General features: G+C 64.3%; 19 protein-coding genes and 1 tRNA gene. 12 read left to right on the top strand and 8 right to left on the bottom strand.

Translation table 11 applies throughout. The features are described 5' to 3' along the window. Nucleotides 1-167: 167 nt before the first annotated feature. From AB4Y98_RS19655 to thiS, 4 genes are all read right to left on the bottom strand, one after another. Complete coding sequence (locus tag AB4Y98_RS19655) at nt 168-2,015, bottom strand: SLC13 family permease (RefSeq protein ID WP_025874276.1); 1,848 nt, start codon at nt 2,013-2,015, stop codon at nt 168-170. Nucleotides 2,016-2,042: 27 nt separating this feature from the next. Beyond that, the gene (gene trmB / locus AB4Y98_RS19650) at nt 2,043-2,777 is read right to left on the bottom strand and encodes a tRNA (guanosine(46)-N7)-methyltransferase TrmB (protein WP_025874277.1); all 735 of its coding nucleotides are present in this window, start codon (nt 2,775-2,777) and stop codon (nt 2,043-2,045) included. After that, on the bottom strand, nt 2,777-3,571 hold the full coding sequence (locus AB4Y98_RS19645) for a thiazole synthase (protein ID WP_312109812.1): 795 nt from the start codon (nt 3,569-3,571) through the stop codon (nt 2,777-2,779). The genes trmB and AB4Y98_RS19645 overlap by 1 nt, the downstream gene beginning before the upstream one ends. Before the next feature lie 65 nt (nt 3,572-3,636). Further along, nucleotides 3,637-3,837 carry a sulfur carrier protein ThiS gene (gene thiS / locus AB4Y98_RS19640; RefSeq protein WP_025874279.1) on the bottom strand — a complete coding sequence of 67 codons (201 nt, stop codon included), beginning with the start codon at nt 3,835-3,837 and terminating at the stop codon, nt 3,637-3,639. A 207-nt stretch (nt 3,838-4,044) separates the two neighbouring features. On the opposite strand from thiS, the gene AB4Y98_RS19635 reads away from it, so the two are divergent. The 9 genes from AB4Y98_RS19635 (at nt 4,045) to AB4Y98_RS19595 (ending at nt 11,417) form a co-directional block, all read left to right on the top strand. Next, a complete protein-coding gene (locus tag AB4Y98_RS19635; RefSeq protein WP_394198418.1) occupies nt 4,045-5,877 on the top strand; it encodes an autotransporter outer membrane beta-barrel domain-containing protein in 1,833 nt (610 codons plus the stop codon). A gap of 106 nt (nt 5,878-5,983) precedes the next feature. Further along, nucleotides 5,984-6,057 (top strand) — tRNA-Gly (locus AB4Y98_RS19630). Between the two features lie 291 nt (nt 6,058-6,348). Beyond that, the gene (locus tag AB4Y98_RS19625) at nt 6,349-6,753 is read left to right on the top strand and encodes a DUF805 domain-containing protein (protein ID WP_223496341.1); all 405 of its coding nucleotides are present in this window, start codon (nt 6,349-6,351) and stop codon (nt 6,751-6,753) included. A gap of 144 nt (nt 6,754-6,897) precedes the next feature. Next, nucleotides 6,898-7,128 carry a hypothetical protein gene (locus AB4Y98_RS19620; RefSeq protein WP_105164563.1) on the top strand — a complete coding sequence of 77 codons (231 nt, stop codon included), beginning with the start codon at nt 6,898-6,900 and terminating at the stop codon, nt 7,126-7,128. Between the two features lie 96 nt (nt 7,129-7,224). Further along, the gene (gene rimK, locus AB4Y98_RS19615) at nt 7,225-8,103 is read left to right on the top strand and encodes a 30S ribosomal protein S6--L-glutamate ligase (protein ID WP_025874283.1); all 879 of its coding nucleotides are present in this window, start codon (nt 7,225-7,227) and stop codon (nt 8,101-8,103) included. Between the two features lie 255 nt (nt 8,104-8,358). Beyond that, nucleotides 8,359-8,835: a hypothetical protein gene (locus tag AB4Y98_RS19610; protein ID WP_442244989.1), complete on the top strand. Its 477-nt coding sequence runs from the start codon at nt 8,359-8,361 to the stop codon at nt 8,833-8,835. Between the two features lie 89 nt (nt 8,836-8,924). Next, the gene (locus tag AB4Y98_RS19605; RefSeq protein ID WP_140225599.1) at nt 8,925-9,398 is read left to right on the top strand and encodes a hypothetical protein; all 474 of its coding nucleotides are present in this window, start codon (nt 8,925-8,927) and stop codon (nt 9,396-9,398) included. 8 nt (nt 9,399-9,406) lie between these two features. Continuing rightward, nucleotides 9,407-10,084, top strand: coding sequence for a response regulator transcription factor (locus AB4Y98_RS19600; RefSeq protein ID WP_025874286.1), 678 nt, complete (start codon nt 9,407-9,409; stop codon nt 10,082-10,084). Beyond that, on the top strand, nt 10,047-11,417 hold the full coding sequence (locus tag AB4Y98_RS19595) for a sensor histidine kinase (RefSeq protein ID WP_100460170.1): 1,371 nt from the start codon (nt 10,047-10,049) through the stop codon (nt 11,415-11,417). The genes AB4Y98_RS19600 and AB4Y98_RS19595 overlap by 38 nt, the downstream gene beginning before the upstream one ends. A 139-nt stretch (nt 11,418-11,556) precedes the next feature. On the opposite strand, the gene coaE is transcribed toward AB4Y98_RS19595, so the two are convergent. From coaE to AB4Y98_RS19580, 3 genes are read right to left on the bottom strand one after another with little or no spacing between them, the layout of a single operon-like run. After that, nucleotides 11,557-12,168: a dephospho-CoA kinase gene (coaE, locus tag AB4Y98_RS19590; protein WP_223496337.1), complete on the bottom strand. Its 612-nt coding sequence runs from the start codon at nt 12,166-12,168 to the stop codon at nt 11,557-11,559. A gap of 10 nt (nt 12,169-12,178) precedes the next feature. Further along, a complete protein-coding gene (locus AB4Y98_RS19585) occupies nt 12,179-13,042 on the bottom strand; it encodes a prepilin peptidase (protein WP_100553384.1) in 864 nt (287 codons plus the stop codon). 7 nt (nt 13,043-13,049) lie between these two features. Next, on the bottom strand, nt 13,050-14,309 hold the full coding sequence (locus tag AB4Y98_RS19580) for a type II secretion system F family protein (RefSeq protein WP_442244988.1): 1,260 nt from the start codon (nt 14,307-14,309) through the stop codon (nt 13,050-13,052). A 357-nt stretch (nt 14,310-14,666) separates the two neighbouring features. Between AB4Y98_RS19580 and AB4Y98_RS19575 the strand changes: the two genes are divergently transcribed. The 3 genes from AB4Y98_RS19575 (at nt 14,667) to pilB (ending at nt 17,415) form a co-directional block, all read left to right on the top strand. Then, nucleotides 14,667-15,101 (top strand): pilin, encoded by a 435-nt coding sequence (locus tag AB4Y98_RS19575; RefSeq protein WP_394198422.1) that lies wholly within the window; start codon nt 14,667-14,669, stop codon nt 15,099-15,101. A 101-nt stretch (nt 15,102-15,202) separates the two neighbouring features. Further along, complete coding sequence (locus AB4Y98_RS19570; protein WP_394198424.1) at nt 15,203-15,622, top strand: pilin; 420 nt, start codon at nt 15,203-15,205, stop codon at nt 15,620-15,622. Nucleotides 15,623-15,687: 65 nt separating this feature from the next. Next, nucleotides 15,688-17,415, top strand: a complete 1,728-nt coding sequence (gene pilB / locus AB4Y98_RS19565) for a type IV-A pilus assembly ATPase PilB (RefSeq protein WP_442244987.1) — start codon at nt 15,688-15,690, stop codon at nt 17,413-17,415. 311 nt (nt 17,416-17,726) lie between these two features. Here the strand turns inward: pilB and AB4Y98_RS19560 are convergent, their stop codons facing one another. Then, the gene (locus AB4Y98_RS19560) at nt 17,727-19,100 is read right to left on the bottom strand and encodes a sigma-54-dependent transcriptional regulator (RefSeq protein WP_223496329.1); all 1,374 of its coding nucleotides are present in this window, start codon (nt 19,098-19,100) and stop codon (nt 17,727-17,729) included. Nucleotides 19,101-19,123 lie beyond the last annotated feature (23 nt).

Below are 19,123 nucleotides of genomic sequence, written 5' to 3'. Positions count from 1 at the left end.
CGCCATGGATGGCGCGACCGAGCTTACAGGGACGTACTTGCAGCGTCCCCCGCAACCGGACCCACCCCGCCATCCCGCAGGAAGCCAGCTTTTGCTGTTGCTCCGGCTGTTGCCGTTGTCGTTGCCTCGGCGGGTGCAGGGCGCAGCCCTGCCAACAAACCCAACCCTCAGAACATCAGATTGATCATCACCACCACCACGCAGGTATAGATCAGCGACAGCGGGCCGCCGACCCGCCACATCTCGCGCGGGGTGTAGTTGGCCGGGCCGGTGATCATCGAAATCACCGGGTTTGACGCCGTCATCAGGTTGTTCGACGCCGACAGCGCCACGATCAGCGCGAACGCCGTGGGATTGCCGCCGGCCGCCAGCGCCAGGTTCACCGCGATCGGCACCATCACGATGGTCGCGCCCACATGGCTGATCACCAGCGAGAACACCGTGGTCAGTAGAGCCAGCGCCAGTTCCAGCACCCAGATCGGAATGCCGGTGGGCAGCTTGTCGATGGTGTGGCCGGCCACCCATGCCGCTGCGCCGCTGGAATCCATCGCCCAGCCGAGCGGAATCAGCCCGGCCATCATGAATACCGTCTTCCAGTTGATCGAGGCATAGGCCTCGTCCATGCGCAGCACGCCGGTCAACAGCATCCCGGCCACACCGGTCATCAGGGTCAGCGCCACCGGCAGTTTGCTGGTCAGCGCGATCAGGATGGTCAGGGCGAAGATCGCCATGGCGATCTTGAACTTGTGCGGGCGCTGCTCGCCAGTGGGGTAATCGGTGACCACCACGAAGTCGCGGCTCTTGGCGGCCTGCGCCAGGTCGGTCCAGATGCTGTGGAAGACCAGCATGTCGCCGGCGCGCAGCTGCACATCGCGCACATCCTCGCGGATCACCTGCTTGTCGCGGTTGATCGCCAGCAGGCTGATGCCGCGTTCCTTGCGCAGGCGCAGCTCGCCTGCGGTCTTGCCGATGACGCCGGAGGTCGGCGGCACCACCGCCTCGGAAATGCCGGCGCGGCTGGGATTGAACAAGTCGCCCAGGTGTTTCAGGCGCGAGGACATGCGCAGGAACTGGTTCTGCGCGAAATCGTGGATCTGCTGGCGCGGGCCCATCGCGCCGAGCACGCTGCCCACCCAGATGCGCATTTCCGCCGGCGGTGCCAGGCGGGTGTCATTGCCGGTCTTCAGTGCCAGCAGCAGCGGCGCGTCATGCAGGTTCTCGGCTTCGCCCAGGGTCATGCCGACCAGCGGGCTCTCGGCGGTGACCACCAGCTCGAACACGTCGCCTTCGATGCCGTAGGTCTTGGCGAAGTAGCTCTCGGTGCGGGCCGGCGTGGTGCCGTCGTTGACCAGGCTTTCCTCTTCCACCAGCTTGCGGTCGCCGTAGTAGCGGAAGTACAGCAGCGAGGCAATCAGCAGGGCGATGCCGATCGGCAGCGGCGCGAACATGCGCAGCGGCTCGATGGTGGCCAGGCCGGAGGGCAGGTTGTTGTTGGCCGAGGCCAGCAGATCGTTCAGCAGGATCAGCGGCGAGTTGCCGACCATGGTCAGCGCGCCACCCATCACGATCGCCGCCGAGATCGGCAGCAGCAGGCGTTGCATGGTCAGCCCGGTGCGCGCGGCCAGGCGCGAGGCGACCGGCAGGTACAACGCCATCACCGATGGATTCTGCATGAAGGACGAGTTCAGGCCAGCGATGGCCGTGGTCATCATCAGCAGCCGCTGCTCCACGCCATGCCCGCGCCGCAGCAGCCAGGCCGCGAGGCGGTTCAGCGCACCGGTGCGGTCCAGGCCCGCGCCGAGGATGGTGGTGGCTATGATGCTCATCACCGCGTTGCCGGAGAAGCCGCCGAAGATTTCCTCCGGCGCGATCAGGCCGGTCACGCCCAGCACCACCAGCACCACCAGCGCGACCACGTCGGCGCGGATGCGCTCGAACAGGAACATCGCCATTGTGAAGCCGACCAGCCCGAGCACGAGCTTCATGTCAGTGGTCAGCGTCAGCGCGGTATCCATGTGGGGCGCGGCGTCCTCAGGCGTTCATCAGGTGCGGTCGTACAACAGGTCCCAGACGCCATGGCCGAGCTTCTGGCCGCGGGTCTCGAAGTGTGTCTGCGGGCGCCAGTCCGGGCGCGGCACGCTGCCACGCGGGCCGGCACGGTTGACCAGGCCGGGGGTGGCATCGAGCACGTCCCACATCTGCTCGGCGTAATCCTCCCAGTCGGTGGCACAGTGCAGGCGGCCACCGGGGCGCAGCTTGCGCACCAGCAGCTCGGCAAAACCCGGCTGGATCAGGCGACGCTTGTTGTGGCGCTTCTTGTGCCACGGGTCGGGGAAGTAGATGCGCACTTCGTCCAGCGCGCCATCGGCGATTTCCTTTTCCAGCACTTCCACCGCGTCGTGGTGGTACAGGCGCACGTGGTCGGCGTTGTCGTCGGCCAGCGCGTTCAGCAGCCGGCCCACGCCGGGGGCGTGGACTTCCAGGCCGATGTAGTCGCGGCTGGGGTCCTGCTGCGCGGCGAAGCGCAGCGCGGCGCCATTGCCGAAGCCGATTTCCAGCACCTTGTGCGCATCGCGGCCGAAGGTGGCATCCAGATCACGCGGTTCACCGCTGAAATCCAGGCCGAAACGCGGCCAGCGCTCGTCGAACGCGCGCTGCTGGGCCGGGGTGAAACGGCCCTGGCGCAGCACGAAGCTGCGCACTTCACGGCGACCTTCGTTGACCGTGAACGGCTTGGGCGGTGCCTTCGAACCGGCGCTGTCGAATGGATTGGTCATCAGCCGATCAACCCATCGATCGGCGAGGACGCACTGGCATAGCGCTTGCGCGGAATGCGGCCAGCCAGGAACGCCTCGCGGCCGGCTTCCACGGCCTTGCGCATGGCGCTGGCCATCAACACCGGGTTGCGCGCACCGGCGATGGCGGTGTTCATCAGCACGCCGTCGCAGCCCAGCTCCATCGCGATCGCCGCATCCGACGCGGTGCCCACGCCGGCGTCGACGATGATCGGCACCTTGGCGTCTTCGATGATCTGCAGCAGGTTGTACTTGTTCTGGATGCCCAGGCCCGAGCCAATCGGCGCGGCCAGCGGCATCACCGCAGCGCAGCCGATCTCTTCCAGACGCTTGGCCAGGATCGGGTCGTCGGAGGTATAGACCATCACCTCGAAACCGTCCTTGACCAGCTGTTCGGCGGCCTTGAGGGTTTGTACGACGTCCGGGTACAGCGACTTCTGGTCGCCCAGTACTTCCAGCTTGGTCAGGTTGTGGCCGTCCAGCAGTTCGCGGGCCAGGCGGCAGGTACGCACGGCATCCTCGGCGGTGTAGCAGCCGGCGGTGTTGGGCAGGATGGTGTAACGGTCCGGCGGCAGCACGTCGAGCAGGTTCGGTTCGCCGGGGTTCTGCCCGATGTTGGTGCGGCGGATGGCCACGGTGACGATCCGGGCGCCCGCGGCCTCGGTGGCCAGGCGGGTTTCTTCCAGATCCTTGAACTTGCCGGTGCCGGTGAGCAGCCGCGAGCTGTAGGTCTTGCCGGCGATCACCAGCGAATCGAGGGAGACATGAGCGTTCATGACGCGATTATCGCTTATCCGCCTGAAGATGGGGCCACGCAGAGGCGGGGGCGAGGGTGTTTTCCTCAGCCGCCACCCAGGGCATGCACGATCTCCACCACATCGCCCTCGGCCAGCACATGCTCGGCATGACGGCTGCGGCTGACGATCTCGCCGTTGACCTCCACTGCCACCCGGCGTTGCAGCAACTGCTCGGCCGCAAGCAGGTCCAGAAGGGTCGCCGAAGCGGGCAGGGTGCGGGGTTCGCCATTGAGCTGGATGTTCATGGGGCCATTGTCGCTGATCGCCGGTTCGCATCGGAACCGTTGCAAAGTCGTGCGCTACACCCGCACTGGCAAAGCCCGCCGGGCCGGGCTCGGGCGACAATCCATGCGGCGGCGCAGCGTGAGCAATTGGCGGCGCAGTGAAACCATTCACCGTGCGCCGGCGTACGTGCGTCGGGTCCTCAACGAAATCCCCACAGGAGTTTTTACATGCTGCTCAGCAAACGCCCGATCCGCTCCCTCATGGCGGCCGCGATCGCGCTGGCCGCGCTGCCGGCCATGGCAGGCGAATCCCCGTTCACCCGCACCGTGTTCATCGGTGACAGCCTGACCGATAGCGGTTACTTCCGTCCGCTGCTGCCGGTCGACGTGCGTCCGGTCACCGGCCAGTCCACCACCAACCCCGGTTGGGAGTGGGCACAGTGGGTGGCCGATTACTACGGCACCAACGCCAGCCCGAACGGTAACGGCCAGTCCGGCGACAACTACGCTGTCGGCGGCGCCCGGGTCGGTACCGACTTCCGCAACCCGCAGCTGGGCAACGTGCTGGTGCCGTCGTTGAAGACGCAGACCGCCAACTACCTGGCTGCCAACGGTGGCAAGGCAGATCCGCGCGCGCTGTACACCGTGTGGGGTGGCGCAAACGACCTGTTCCAGATCACCAACCCGGCCCAGGCGCCAGCCGTCATCGGCTCGGCGGTCACTGACCAGATCGGCATCGTGGCCAGCCTGAAGCAGGCCGGCGCCGAGTACGTGATGGTTCCGAACCTGCCCGATATCGGCTCCACTCCGGGCTTCATCGATCGCGGCGCTGCCGCGCGTGTGCAGGGGACGGCGCTGTCCAACGCCTACAACAACGCCCTGTATGGCGGCCTGAAGCAGGCCGGCATCGACTTCATTCCGCTGGACACCTACACGCTGCTGCGCGAAATCATCGCCACCCCGGGCATGTACGGCTTCAGCAACGTCACCGGCCGGGCCTGCACCGTGCCGTCGTCGCTGACCTGCAGCCCCTTGGCCTATGTGCGTCCGGATGCGGCAAGTACCTACCTGTTCGCCGATGACGTGCACCCGACCACGGCCGCGCACCAGATGCTGGGCCAGTACGCCATCTCGATCCTGGAAGGCCCGCGCCTGCAGCAGGTGCTGAGCCACTCGGCGCAGACCATCGGCCGCTCGCGCGCCGACCAGGTCAGCCTGCACCAGGCCGGCCGCCCGGCTGATGGCCTGTCGTGGTGGGGTGGCGTGCGCGGCGACATGCAGCGCTACGACCACGCCGATCTGTACGACGGCCTGGCCCCGGCCGGCCTGTTCGGTGTCGACTGGGCGCGTGACGGCATGGTGTTCGGCGGCTTCGCCGGCTTTGGCCGCCTGAATGCCGACTTCGGCAACAGCCGTGGCGATTTCACCCAGAAGGACACCACGGCCGGTCTGTTCGCCGGCTGGTACGGCGACCGCATCTGGGTCAATGGCCAGGTCAGCTACACCTGGCTGTCCTATGACGTGAACCGCAAGGTCCAGCTCGGCCCGGCAACCCGCGAACACGGCGGCTCGCCGGACGGCAGCAACCTGACCGCCGCCTTGAACGCCGGTTACGAGTTCGGCACCGAAGGCGGCTTCCGCCACGGCCCGATCGCCTCGGTGATCTGGCAGCAGGTCAAGATCGACGGTTACACCGAAAGCGCCAACGCCGGCACCCTGGCTACTGCACTGGGTTACGGCAAGCAGGATGTCGACTCCACCGTAGGCCGTATCGGTTGGCAGGCCCGCTTTGACGGCGGTGCGGTCAAGCCGTACGTGCAGGTGACCTACGACCACGAGTTCGAAGACACCAAGCAGGCCAGCGCCTGGGTGCAGAGCCTGCCGGACGTGGGCATGTACCGCGTGCCGGGCATGGACTTCGACAAGAACTATGCAACCGCCATCCTGGGCGCGCGCATGGAGCTGTTCGGCCTGCAGAGCAACATCGGCCTGAGCGCCACCACCCTGCAGAAGCGTGCGCAGGACGCGACGTTGTTTGCCAGCTTCAGCGGCAGCTTCTGATGCGGACGACGGCGGACCTGCGGGCCTGCCGTCTACTCAACGGGCAGGCTCCACGGGCCTGCCCGTTGCGTTTGAACACGTGCCCCGCATAGACTTGTAGGGCAACGCGGGCGTAGCTCAATGGTAGAGCTGTAGCTTCCCAAGCTACTGACGAGGGTTCGATTCCCTTCGCCCGCTCCATGTCTTCCAGCGGTTTGCGGCGTGTCAGCCGCTCCGCGCTACCCAGCCAGCGCGACAGCGCCTCGGCTCGGGCACTTCGATCCGCTTTGCCGCACAATGATCGCGGGCATGCTGCCAGGTGAGTTTTCCTTGGCTCAGCGCCGCGCGACCGTCCTTAGCGCTGGAAAGCCTCCTCTGCGACCTTGCGGTCTGCTCGATCCAGTCACACGGACAGGTTCAGTTGTTGCTGGGATCGGACATGCTAGAAATCCGTCAACAACTGGTATCCATCGTTCGTTGTCCGGAGCGTGAATGATCGCTGCACTTGTGCCCATCAGGCGATGCTTTGATTTTTCGGGACGATCCAACCGGACAGAGTTCTGGTCGTTCTTCCTGCTTGCCGCTCTCTTGGCCGCGCTGAGCTACAGCTTGATGGAAGCTGGCTACTGGCTGATCGGCACACGGTTCTACAATTGGGAACTGGGCTTGCGTCTCAATAGCGTGGGGCAGGGCTTGGCAACGGTCGCGCTGGTATCTTTCCTCCCGCCCATGCTCGCACTGACCGTGCGCAGGTTGCACGACATTGATGAGTCGGGATGGTTTGTTGTCATTGCCTTCGTTCCTTTGGGGGTGTTCGTTCTGTTTCCGGTCATGCTGCTGCCCGGTAGCGAGGAAGAGAATCGATTTGGCGGGACGCAGGGATTGTCGGGGGGCTGAAAGTATCTGGCGCAGCGTTTGCCGGTGCCTGCTTGAGAGTGCGGACTTCGCGTCCGAGCGTGCAAGGCAGATTCCAACAATCCGTATGTCCCCCCGACTTGCCCTCCGCTAGCGTGTTGCCCTCATTTCAAGGAGCACGCCGGCATGCAACGCAGGAACGACCTGGTCAACGCACTGCATCAGATATTCCTTTCCGCGGGAATTGGCTCGGCCAAACAGGTTGAAGCGGTGCGCGCCCTGGGCAGGGCAGGTGGGCCGGAGGCCGCGCAGCGCATCGTGGAGATCTACAAGGATGCCTTCGGCGGGTCGACCGTCCAGATGGCGTGCATCGCCGCTCTGGGCGAGGCCGCACGCGGCTATCCAGCGGCGGAATGAAGGGGAAGCCCGGCACGCGGTGGTGCCGCCAGGCAACATCATCCGGTCGCAACGCTGCCACGCTATGCTGCGCGCCTGCCGACCGATCCCACTGCGATGAAGCTCGCCATCCTGTCCCGCAACACCCGGCTGTACTCCACCCGCCGGCTGGTCGAGGCCGCGCGCGCGCGCGGCCATACCGTGCGCATCCTCGACCCCCTGCGCTGCTACATGCGCATCGCCGCGGACGGCTTTTCCATGCACTACAAGGGCCGGCCGATGACCGGCGTGGACGCGGTCATCCCGCGCATCGGCGCTTCGGTCACCCGCTATGGCACCGCCGTGTTGCGCCAGTTCGAACTGATGGGCGCACGCACGCCCAATCCGTCCGACGCGATCCTGCGCTCGCGCGACAAGCTGCGGGCGCACCAGCTGCTGGCGGCCAAGGGCATCGACATGCCGGTCACCGTCTTCGGTGACAACCCGGATGACACCGTCGACCTGTTGTCCATGCTCGGCCCGCCGCCGCATGTGGTAAAGCTCAATGAAGGCACCCAGGGCCGTGGCGTGATCCTCACCGAGAAGGCCAGCGCCTCGCGCGGCATCGTCGAAGCCCTACGGGGGTTGTATGCCAATTTTCTGATGCAGGAGTTCATCGGCGAGGCCAAGGGAGCCGACCTGCGCTGCTTCGTGGTTGGCGACCAAGTGGTGGCGTCGATGCAGCGCCAGGCCCCGGAAGGGGATTTCCGCTCGAACCTGCATGCCGGCGGTACTGCGGTGGCGTCCAAGGCCAGCCGGGCCGAGCAGCAGGTGGCGGTGCGTTCGGCCAAGGCCCTGGGGCTGGGCGTCTGCGGGGTGGACCTGATCCGCTCCGAGCGCGGCCCGCTGGTGCTGGAGGTGAACTCCACCCCGGGGCTGGAAGGGATCGAGGCCGCCTGCGGGGTGGATGTGGCGGCACGCATCATTGAACACGTCGAGAAAATCAAAAAATCCTGATATTTCAGTGGCTTGAAATTAAATTCAGGCGGGGTTGGCGGGTTTAACACTGCTTTAATCGCCCCGGGCGTAGCCTTCAACGAACCGCAGCTCTGCCTCTCAGCAGGATCGGTATCGGGATACAACTTCAGGCCCAGGCGGGTGCACCGCCTGGGTCTTTTTTATGCCCTGTGTCCCCCTGCCAAGGGACCCTTGTGGGCACGTGGGGACACTCGTAGAGTTGGGCCTTCGTTCCGAAGGATCGGGAGGTTGGCGATGTACCGCACCACGATGATCGTGCTCTTGCTGTGTCTGCCTGGCGTTGCACTGGCCAAGCCGGAAAAGGCGGCTGTGCAGATGGACCGCCAGGCCCCGGTGGCCGAGCAGGTCCGCCAGGTCGAAAAAGCCCTGCAGCAGGGGGACTACAACGAAATATCCGCCGACGACCGCAGTCAGGTCCAGCAGGCCCTGGCTCGGATTACCCAGCGGATGGGCGACCGGCAGACCGTTCAGGAGCTGCCGCCGCAGGTACAGAATGACGTTTTCAACGATCAGGAACGGGTCAACAGCATCCTGACGCGCGCCCACGACGACAGTCGCCAGATCTGCTCGTACCAGCGCACCACGGGCAGCAACATGCCCAAGAGCCGGTGCATGACCGTGGCCGAACGGCGCCGCATCGAGGAGAAAGGCAAGGCCCTGCTCAACGACCAGCGCACCTACAGCAACGTGAACCCGGACTCCAAGCTTTAAGGCGGCCTGCACCCTGCCGGCCAGCACTTGCTGGCAGAGCGGGCATCCGCATACAGTCGGCGTTCACCTCAGACAGGGATTCGTTTGTCATGAAGCATCCAGTGATATCAGCGGTTCTGGTTTCGGCGTTGGCCCTGGTCGCTGCCTCGGCAGGGGCCAAGAGTGCCGAAGAGGTATTCCTGCCGGGCAAGCCGCTGCTGCAGCAGGTAGAGCGCATTGAGATCGAACTCAACGATGGCGAAACCTATTCCGAGCTGCGTCAGGAAGAGCGCGGCAAGGTCCGCGAGACCCTGGTTCGCATCCGCGCCGCCGCCGAGCAGTACCCCACCAAGGACGCGATGCCTGAATCGGTACGAACCGAGGTCTTCAACGATCAGCAGGTCGTGAACACCGTTTTGACACGGGCGCGTGAAGATAGTCGTCTAATATGCCGACGTGAGAAGGCCATTGGTTCCAACATGTCGTCCACGCAGTGCTTGACCGTCGCCGAGCGTGCTCGGCAGAAGGACAAGGCGCAGCGCGACATGGGCCAGGCCCAGCGCGTCGGTAAATTCGTCAATTAGAGGTGACAGTGAGAATCCTGGTAATCGAAGACAACAGCGACATTGCGGCCAATCTGGGCGACTACCTGGAGGACCGGGGCCACACCGTGGACTTCGCTGCCGACGGAGTGACCGGGTTGCATCTGGCTGTCGTGCACGAGTTCGACGCGATTGTCCTGGATCTCAACCTGCCAGGCATGGACGGCATCGAAGTCTGCCGCAAGCTTCGCAACGAAGCGCGCAAGCAGACCCCCGTGCTGATGCTGACCGCGCGCGATTCGCTGGACAACAAGCTGGCCGGCTTCGATTCCGGTGCTGACGACTACCTGATCAAGCCGTTCGCGCTGCAGGAAGTGGAAGTGCGTCTGAACGCCCTGTCGCGTCGCGGCAAGGGCGTGCAGACCCGCGTGCTGGAAACCGGTGACCTGGAATACAACCTGGACACGCTGGAAGTGCGCCGGCAGGGCAAGTTGCTGCAGCTCAACCCGACCGCATTGAAGATCCTGCAGGCGCTGATGGAAGCGGCCCCGGCCGTGGTCACCCGGCAGGAGCTGGAAACCCGTGTCTGGGGCGAAGAGCTGCCGGACTCCGATTCGCTGCGCGTGCACATCCACGGCCTGCGCGCCGTGGTGGACAAGCCCTTTGAAGTGCCGATGATCCAGACCCGCCATGGCATCGGATACCGCATCGCCACGCCGGAAGCCTGATTCTGTGGCAAGCAAGGGGGAGCGCCGGCGCACGCCTTATCGGCGGCGCCTGCGCAGCCGCATCATCGTCTCGTTCGTGTTGTTGGGCTTCTGCCTGACGACACTGTTCGCGTTCGCCACCAACTGGGCCCGCATGCGGGTGGAAAACCAGTTGGTGGAAGACGTGATGAACCGCAACATCAGCGAGTACGTGCGGCGTTATTACGAAAGCCCCGACCGCAACCCGGACCTGCCGGTGCAGCAGATGCGCGCGCGTCTGATCAAGCCGGACAAGTTCGAAGCCCTGCGCGAGGAGGAACCGGACTGGTACGAGTTCAAGGACGGCCTGTACAACATGGGCGGTGTGGACGAGCGCGGCGAGCGCTATTCCTACAAGCTTGCTGTTCGCAAGACTCCTGATGCCTGGGCGTTCCTGGCCTACGACATGACCGACAGCGTTCGCGGTGGGCAGCAGCTCAACCGCGCGCTGTTCCTGTCGGTGCTGGTGTTCAGTCTGCTGTCGCTGGTGCTGGGCTGGTGGTCGGCCTCCAAGGTGATGAAGCCGGTCTCGGATCTGGCAGCACGCCTGCGTGCGTACCGTGGCGGTACCAGCGACCCCGAGCCATTGGCGCCACGCTTCCCCGATGACGAAGTGGGGCAGCTGGCCCAGGCGCTCGATGACTATTCTTCGCGGCTGACCGAAGTGGTGCAGCGCGACCGTGAGTTCAATGCGGACGTCAGCCATGAGTTGCGCACGCCGCTGGCGGTGATCCGTGGCGCAACCGAGTTGCTGCTGACCCGCCCGGGCCTGGACGAAAAGGTGCTGCAGCGCCTGCAGCGCATCCAACGTGCCGAGCAACAGTGCAGCGATCTGATTGGTGCCCTGCTGCTGCTGTCGCGCAACGAACGCGGGCAGGGCAGCAGCAATGTAGCCCGGGTGGCCGAGCAGCTGCTGGACGCGCACCGCGCGCAGTTGGGTGGCAAGCCGCTGGAGCTGCATCTGGATGGCGAACGCGACCTGGTCATCGATGCCCCCGAAGCGGCGTTGTCGGTGGCGCTGGGCAACCTGATCGGCAATGCGGTGAAGTATTCGCAGGATGGCGAGGTGCGGGTGCATGTGGGCGCCAACGCCGTATCGGTGACCGACAGCGGGCCGGGCCTGAGCGAGGAAGATGCTGCCAAGCTGTTCCAGCGCGGCTATCGCGGTACTCATGCCGGTCACTCGCAGGGCGGCGGTATCGGCCTGTCGATCGTCAGTCGCCTGTGCGATCTGTACGGCTGGCAGGTAAGCGTGCGGCCGGGCGGTGCCCGCGGCGTGATCGCCACGCTGACGTTCTCGCCGAAGCCGCTGTAGCCCCTTCTGCCTGGGTGAGATGGGGGGCTTCCGCTAAGGGCGTTGATTACCCCGGCGCGACCTGGTGAATTGCCTCGATCGACGCATTGTCCTGTGTGGTGCAGGTCACCAAGGGGCCGGCACATGGTGAGCCCCGGGCTTACCCGGCCGCCAACACCAGATACCGCGCGTGCAATCGCTCGACCTGCGCCTGCAGGTCATCCGGATGGCCATCATTGACGACCACGTCATCGGACAGCGCCAAGCGCTGTGCTCGGCTGGCCTGGGCGGCGATCATCTGGTCGGCCAGCGCCGCGTCGATGCCGTCGCGTTGCATCAGCCGGGCGTGCTGCACGGCCTCGGGGGCATCCACCAGCAGCACCCGGTCCAGCCACGGGTAGGCAAGGCGGCCACCTACTTCGGTCAGCAGCGGAATCGCCGCCAGCGCGTAGGGGCTGGCGGCCTGCTCGCACTGCTGCTGCATCAACAGGCGGATGGCCGGGTGGGTGATCGCTTCCAGCGCCGTCCGCTCGGCCGGGTCGGCAAAGATGTGGGCACGCAGGCGCGCCCGGTCAAGGCTGCCATCGGCCAGCAGGATTCCCGCGCCGAAGCGCTCGGCAATCAGGGCAAGGGCAGGGCTGCCCACCGCCACCACCGCGCGCGCGGCCAGGTCGGCATCGGCGACGACAATCCCCAGCGCCTCGAAGCGCCGGGTGACCTCGCTCTTGCCCGAGGCGATGCCGCCGGTCAGGCCCACCACATAACGGCTCATCGGTGCGCCCTCAGCGCAGCCCGCTCATCACCAGATACTGGTTCAACAGCGGCTCGCCCCACATGAAGAACAGCCAGCCGGCCAAAGCCAAGTAGGGCCCGAACGGGATCGGCGTCGCCCGGTCCCGGCCACGGCTGTACAGCCAGATCGATCCGATGATGGCGCCCAGCACCGACGACATCAGGATGATCGGCAGGATGCCCTTCATCCCACACCAGGCACCCAGCGCGGCCAGCAGCTTGAAATCGCCGTGGCCCATGCCTTCCTTGCCGGTCAGCTGCTTGAACAGCCACCACACCGACCACAGCGACAGATAGCCCAGCAGGGCGCCCAGCAGGGCCGGTTTGGCCGGCATGTACAGGTTGTCGATGCTGCCTATCAACCCCAGCCACATCAGGGGCAGGGTCAATTGGTCCGGTAGCAGCTGGGTGCGCAGGTCGATGCCGGACAGGGCGATCAGGAAGCAGGTCAGCACGATCGCACCGAAGCCCTGCCAGCCGAAGCCGAATTGCCACACGCAGGCCAGCACCATCACTGCGGTCAGCGCCTCCACCAGCGGGTACTGGATGGAGATCGGTGCCTTGCAGTGGCGGCACTTGCCGCCCTGGATCATCCAGCTGAACAGCGGGATGTTCTCGTACCAGGCCAGCTTGTGCTTGCAGTGCGGGCAGTGCGAAGGCTCCACCACGATGCCTGGCGGGGGCGGCTCGTAGAAGTCCGGCTCCTCCAGAACCTCGCGCGCATCGCGCTTCCACTGCCATTCCAGCCGCTTGGGCAGGCGCAGGATGACGACGTTGAGGAAGCTGCCGAGAAGCAGTCCCAGGCCGGCCGCGGCGGGATAGCCGAGGCCGGGATGCTGGTCAAGAAATGCCATGTATGTTTTATCCGACGACGGCGCCGAGCTTGAAGATGGGAAGGTACATGCCGATGACCATGCCGCCTACAACGACACCGATGAAGATCATGATCATCGGTTCCAGCAGGCTGCTCAGGGCGTCCACTGCGTTGTTGACCTCTTGCTCATAATACTCGGCCACCTTGAACAGCATGGCATCCAAGGCGCCAGCCTCTTCGCCGATGCCGGTCATCTGGATGACCATGTGCGGGAACAGGGCGGTCTGTTTCATCGCCATGTTGACCGGATAACCTACCGACACGTCATCGCGCATGCGTAGCACGGCTTCCTCGTAGATCTTGTTGCCCGTGGCCCCGGCCACGATGCCCAGGGCCTCCACCAGCGGCACGCCGGCCTTGAAGGTAACCGCGGTGGTACGCGCGAAGCGGGCGATGGCACTGTTGTGCATGATCTGGCCGATCACCGGGACTTTCAGGATCAGGCGATCCATCGTGTGCTGCATCTTTGGCGATCGTTTGTACGCCATGATCGCGCCGACAGCGGAGCCAATCAGGACGATCGCGATCAGCCACCACCACGACACCATGAATCGGGATAGATTGACGATGAGCTGTGTGAACGCTGGCAGATCTGCACCGAAGCCGCGGAATACCTCCTCAAACTGCGGGACCACGAAGATCAGCATGATGGCGCTGACAAGCAGCGCCACCACCACCACCATGGCCGGGTAGAAGAGGGCCTTCTTGATCTTGCCCTTTAGACCTTCTATGTTCTCCTTATACGTGGCAACGGTGTCCAGCACCGTTTCCAGCACGCCGGCGCCTTCGCCCGCCCGCACGAGATTGCGGTACAACTCGTCGAACTGCACTGGATACTTGCTGACGGCCTCGTACAGTGAAGATCCACCCTCGATATCGGTGCGGATGCCATCGACCATCTTCTTCACGCGCGGGTTCTTGTGCCCGCTGCCGATGATGTCCAGTGCTTGGACGATAGGTACGCCAGACTTCATCATTGTCGCCATCTGACGGCTGAAGAAGGCGATATCCTTTGAGCTCACAGGCTTGCCCGCGGCTCCAAACAGCGGCTTGGATTTGGGCTTAACCTGACCCGGATTGATGCCTTGTCTGCGTAGCTCGGCTCGCAGCAAATTGGCGTTTTTAGCCAACTGCTCGCCCTTCATCTTGATCCCCCGCTTGTCGGTCCCCTCCCAGACAAACGGCTGCAACTCCATGGTGCTACGCGCCACGGGCTCTTTCTTGATCGCACTGCGACTGACCGACATGTGGACTCCCCAAGGCCCGCCATCCCCAGGCGGGCATCATGACTAGCGATCTTAGCTGGTTCGAGACCATCCGGGGAGCTTGCCAGCGTGACGTGCGGCAGGATTTTCGTCCTGGAGGGGCCGAAGGTGACGCAACGCGTCACATTGCTTGGTCCATCGCAATTTCTGCTTAGGGGGGTTCCCATCCACGAAATTGCTGCCATCATTGGCCCCGGGGAAATCCAGGGGGAGGCGTGCCGGGGTTGGCACGCAACCTGCGTTGATCCACCCGCAGGGCACAGGACCCGCTCAGCCGGCCGTTTGTCGGATCGATTCTGTGCACTGAATCAACCACCACTATCTTGGGGATGTACGACTATGAAGAACCAAAAGGGCTTCACCCTTATCGAATTGATGATCGTTGTCGCGATCATTGCCATCTTGGCCGCCATCGCTATCCCGCAGTACAACGACTTCACCGCCCGTGCCCAAATGTCGGAGGCCTACACCTTGGCTTCTGGTCTGAAGACCCCGATCGCTGAAGCCTATTCTCAGGACAATGGCGACGCATCATGTGCGAAGCCGGCGAATACCGTTTCCAGCGGTAAGTACGTTACTTCTGTCGAAGTTGCGAAGTCTGGCAACAATTGCGCCATCACTGCGACGATGAAGACTGCAGGCGTCAACGCCAAGGCTTCTGGCAAGAATGTGGTGTTGACTTTCGCCCCGGCAACTGGTGCGTGGACCTGTGCTACTTCGGCAGACTCGGAAGTCCAGCCGAAGGCCTGCACCACCGCTGCTTCGGGTAGCTGATTGGCGTTTTGAATCAAAAGAGCCCCGGTATTGCCGGGGCTTTTTTTTGGCATGGATCTTGTCTTTTGCCAACTCTTATCCGCGCGTTGGGGAGCGCTCGAATGAACAGACAGTCTGGTTTTACGCTCATTGAGCTGATGGTCGTGGTGGCCATCATTGCGATCCTCGCAGCTATTGCTATTCCGCAATATAACGACTACACGGCGCGTACCCAGCTTGTCGAGGCTGTGACAATGTTGGGAGGACTGAAGGCTCCAGTTGCGGAGCAGTTCATCAATGCCAATGGTGCATCTTCCTGCGTTTTGCCGGCCAATGCAGTGGTAACCGGAAAGTATGTGGAGAACATAGAGGCGGCTCCAGCCGTGCCTTGTGTCATCGTTGCGACGATGAAGGCTGTGGGCGTGAACGAAAAAGTGAAGTCCGCAACGATCACAATTACCTATGTAGCGAACACCGGGAATTGGGGCTGCAAGACCAGTGCCCCGGTGGAAGTGGCCCCAAAGGCTTGCCCGCACGGTTGATGCATTTGATGGTTCCGGGTTGGCGGCGTGTGAGGTAGTCTGCGCAGGGGAGTAGGAGTGCACAGATGAACACGATTGTTAACGCCAACCTGGTCGGCATCACCGGCCTGGCCCGCCGCTTGGTCCAGGACGGCGCGCTGGATGAGGCCGCCGCCCGCGACGCAATGGCCAAGGCCACTGGCGCGCGTCAGCCGCTGCCAACCTGGTTCGCGCAGAACAAAGTTGTCGGCGCTGCGCAGCTGGCGGCCGCCAACGCGGTCGAGTTCGGCATGCCGCTGTTCGACGTGTCTACCTTCGACAGCAGCCAGAACGCGATGAGCCTGGTCAGCGAAGAATTGCTGCGCAAGCACAACGTGCTGCCGCTGTTCAAGCGCGGCAGCAAGCTGTTCGTCGGCACCAGCAACCCCACCCATTCTCTGGACGAGATCAAGTTCCACACCAATCTGGTGGTGGAACCGATTCTGGTGGACGAGGACCAGATCCGCCGCACGTTGGAGCAGTGGCACGCCAGCCACGACACCATCGGCGATGCCCTGGGCGGCGATGACGAGGGCATGGCCAACCTTGACATCGGCGGTGGCGACGATGAGATGGGCAACACCGACAGCGGCATCGACGCCAAGGGCGACGACACCCCGGTGGTCAAGTTCATCAACAAAGTACTGATCGACGCCATCCGCAAGGGCGCGTCGGACATCCACTTCGAGCCGTACGAAGACGACTACCGCGTGCGTCTGCGCATCGACGGCCTGCTGAAGATGGTCGCGCGCGCGCCGACCAAGCTCAACCAGCGTATCGCTGCACGCCTGAAGGTGATGGCGCAGCTGGATATCGCGGAAAAGCGCGTGCCGCAGGATGGCCGCATCAAGCTCAACCTGTCCAAGACCCGGCAGATCGACTTCCGTGTCAGCACGCTGCCCACCCTGTTCGGTGAGAAGGTGGTGCTGCGTATCCTCGATGGCAGCGCGGCGAAGCTTGGCATCGACAAGCTGGGTTATGAGCCAGAGCAGCAGAAGCTGTTCCTGGAGGCGATCCACAAGCCTTACGGCATGGTGCTGGTGACCGGCCCGACCGGTTCGGGCAAGACGGTGTCGCTGTATACCGCGCTGGGTATCCTCAACGATGAGACGCGTAATATTTCCACTGCCGAAGATCCGGTGGAAATCCGACTGCCCGGCGTCAACCAGGTGCAGCAGAACAACAAGCGCGGCATGACCTTTGCCGCGGCGCTGCGTTCGTTCCTGCGACAGGATCCGGACATCATCATGGTGGGCGAAATCCGCGATCTGGAAACGGCGGAAATTGCGATCAAGGCTGCGCAGACCGGTCACATGGTGCTGTCTACGCTGCATACCAACGATGCGCCGCAGACCATCGCGCGCCTGATGAACATGGGCATCGCGCCGTACAACATCACCAGCTCGGTGACGCTGGTGATCGCCCAGCGTCTGGCGCGCCGCCTGTGTTCGAACTGCAAGCGCCCGGCCAATCTGCCGGAGCATGCGCTGCTGGCCGAGGGCTTCACCCAGGCGCAGCTGGATGCAGGCATCGAACTGTATGAGGCAGTGGGCTGCGACGAATGCACCGAGGGCTACAAGGGCCGTACCGGCCTCTACCAGGTGATGCCGATGACCGACGAGATCGCGACCATCGTGCTGGCGGGCGGCAACGCGCTGCAGATTGCCGAGGCTGCGCAGGCGATCGGTGTGAATGACCTGCGGCAGTCGGCGTTGAAGAAGGCGGCCGCGGGCGTGACCAGCCTGGCCGAGATCAACCGCGTCACCAAGGATTGATGCCATAGATCCACGCCATGCGTGGATGCGCTGTGCATGAGGTTGCCGGCCAGGGGCCGGCACTACCATTTCGATGCAGAACGCCCAGTAGATCCACGCCGTGCGTGGATGGGGCAACCAGTAGATCCACGCCATGCGTGGATGGGCGATGCACGGGGTTGCCGGCCAGCGGCCGGCACTACCATTTCGATGCAGAACGCCCAGTAGATCCACGCCGTGCGTGGATGGCAGTTTTCAGTAGATCCACGCCATGCGTGGATGGGCGGTGCAGGGGGTTGCCGGCCAGCGGCCGGCACTACCACGGGGTAGCCTTATTCCATCCCCAGCTTCTTAAGCTTGTAACGCAGCGCACGGAAGGTGATGCCCAACTGCGCAGCAGTGCGGGTCTTGTTCCAGCGGTTTTCTTCCAGCGCGCGTTGGATGGCACTGCGCTCGAGCTGCTCGATATACGAGGGCAGGGCCGCACTGCCCGGATGCAGATCCACCACCGCTTCGGCGTGTGCAGCGCTGCCGGGTGAGCGAGGCGCATGCTGCGGCAGGCGCAGATCGTCGGCGCCGATACGGTCTTCCTCGGCCAGTGCCAGTGCGCGTTCGAGGATGTTCTCCAGCTCGCGCACGTTGCCCGGGAAACCGTACTGGGCCAATGCGTCCAGCGCCGAAGGCGCCAGCAGCGGGGTGGCGCGGCCATGGCTGCGGGCCAGTCGTGCCAGGATCGACGCGGCAAGCGCGGGCAGGTCCTGGCGGCGTTCGCGCAGCGGCGGCACGCGCAGTTCGATCACATTGATGCGGTAGTAGAGGTCGTGGCGGAAACGCCCGTCTTCGACCAGCTCGGCCAGATCCCTGTGGGTGGCCGAGAGGATGCGCACATCCACCGGTTCTTCGCTGGGGGCGCCAACCGCGCGCACCGATTTTTCCTGGATCGCACGCAGCAGCTTCACCTGCATCTGCAGCGGAAGCTCGGCCACTTCATCCAGGAACAGGGTGCCGCCGTGCGCGGCCTGGAACAGTCCCGGCTTGTCGGCATGGGCGCCGGTGAAGCTGCCCTTGCGGTGGCCGAAGAACTCGCTTTCCATCAATTCGGTGGGGATGGCGCCACAGTTGACCGGCACGAACGGCCCGGCGGCGCGTGCGCCCTGCGCGTGGATGGTGCGTGCGACCAGTTCCTTGCCCACCCCGGATTCGCCCAGGATGTAGACCGGCGCCTGGCTGCGCGCGACCTTGCTGATGGTGGCGCGTAGCACGTCCATGGCCGGCGATTCGCCAAGCAGGCGCGCGGCCTGTTCGGCAGCAGGCCCGGCAACGGGGCGTTCGCTGTTGTTGAGTTCCAGCGCATGCTTGACCAGGCCGCGCAGCACGGTGATGTCCACCGGCTTGCTGACGAAATCGAAGGCACCGGCTTTCAGTGCTTCCACGGCCAGGTCCATGCTGCCGAAGGCGGTGATCATCGCCACCGGCGTGCGCGGGTAGTGCTGGGCGATCTCGCTGACCAGTTCGATGCCGTTGCCGTCGGGCAGGCGCATGTCGGTGATGCACAGGTCATAGGGATTGCTGGCCAGCAGTTCGCGGGCTTCGGCGAGGTTGGCGGCGGTGCTGATGCGCAGGCCCATGCGGCCGAGGGTCAACACCAGCAGTTCGCGGATATCGCGTTCATCGTCGACGACGAGGGCGCTGCGGGTTTCGTTCATGGGTGGGAAAGATAGCCGAGGGG

The organism is Stenotrophomonas sp. 2YAF26 (genome assembly GCF_052114625.1).
Lineage (GTDB): Bacteria > Pseudomonadota > Gammaproteobacteria > Xanthomonadales > Xanthomonadaceae > Stenotrophomonas > Stenotrophomonas indicatrix.
The sequence above is the reverse complement of the archived record's forward strand: the minus strand, read 5'-3'. Positions and strand labels throughout refer to the sequence as shown.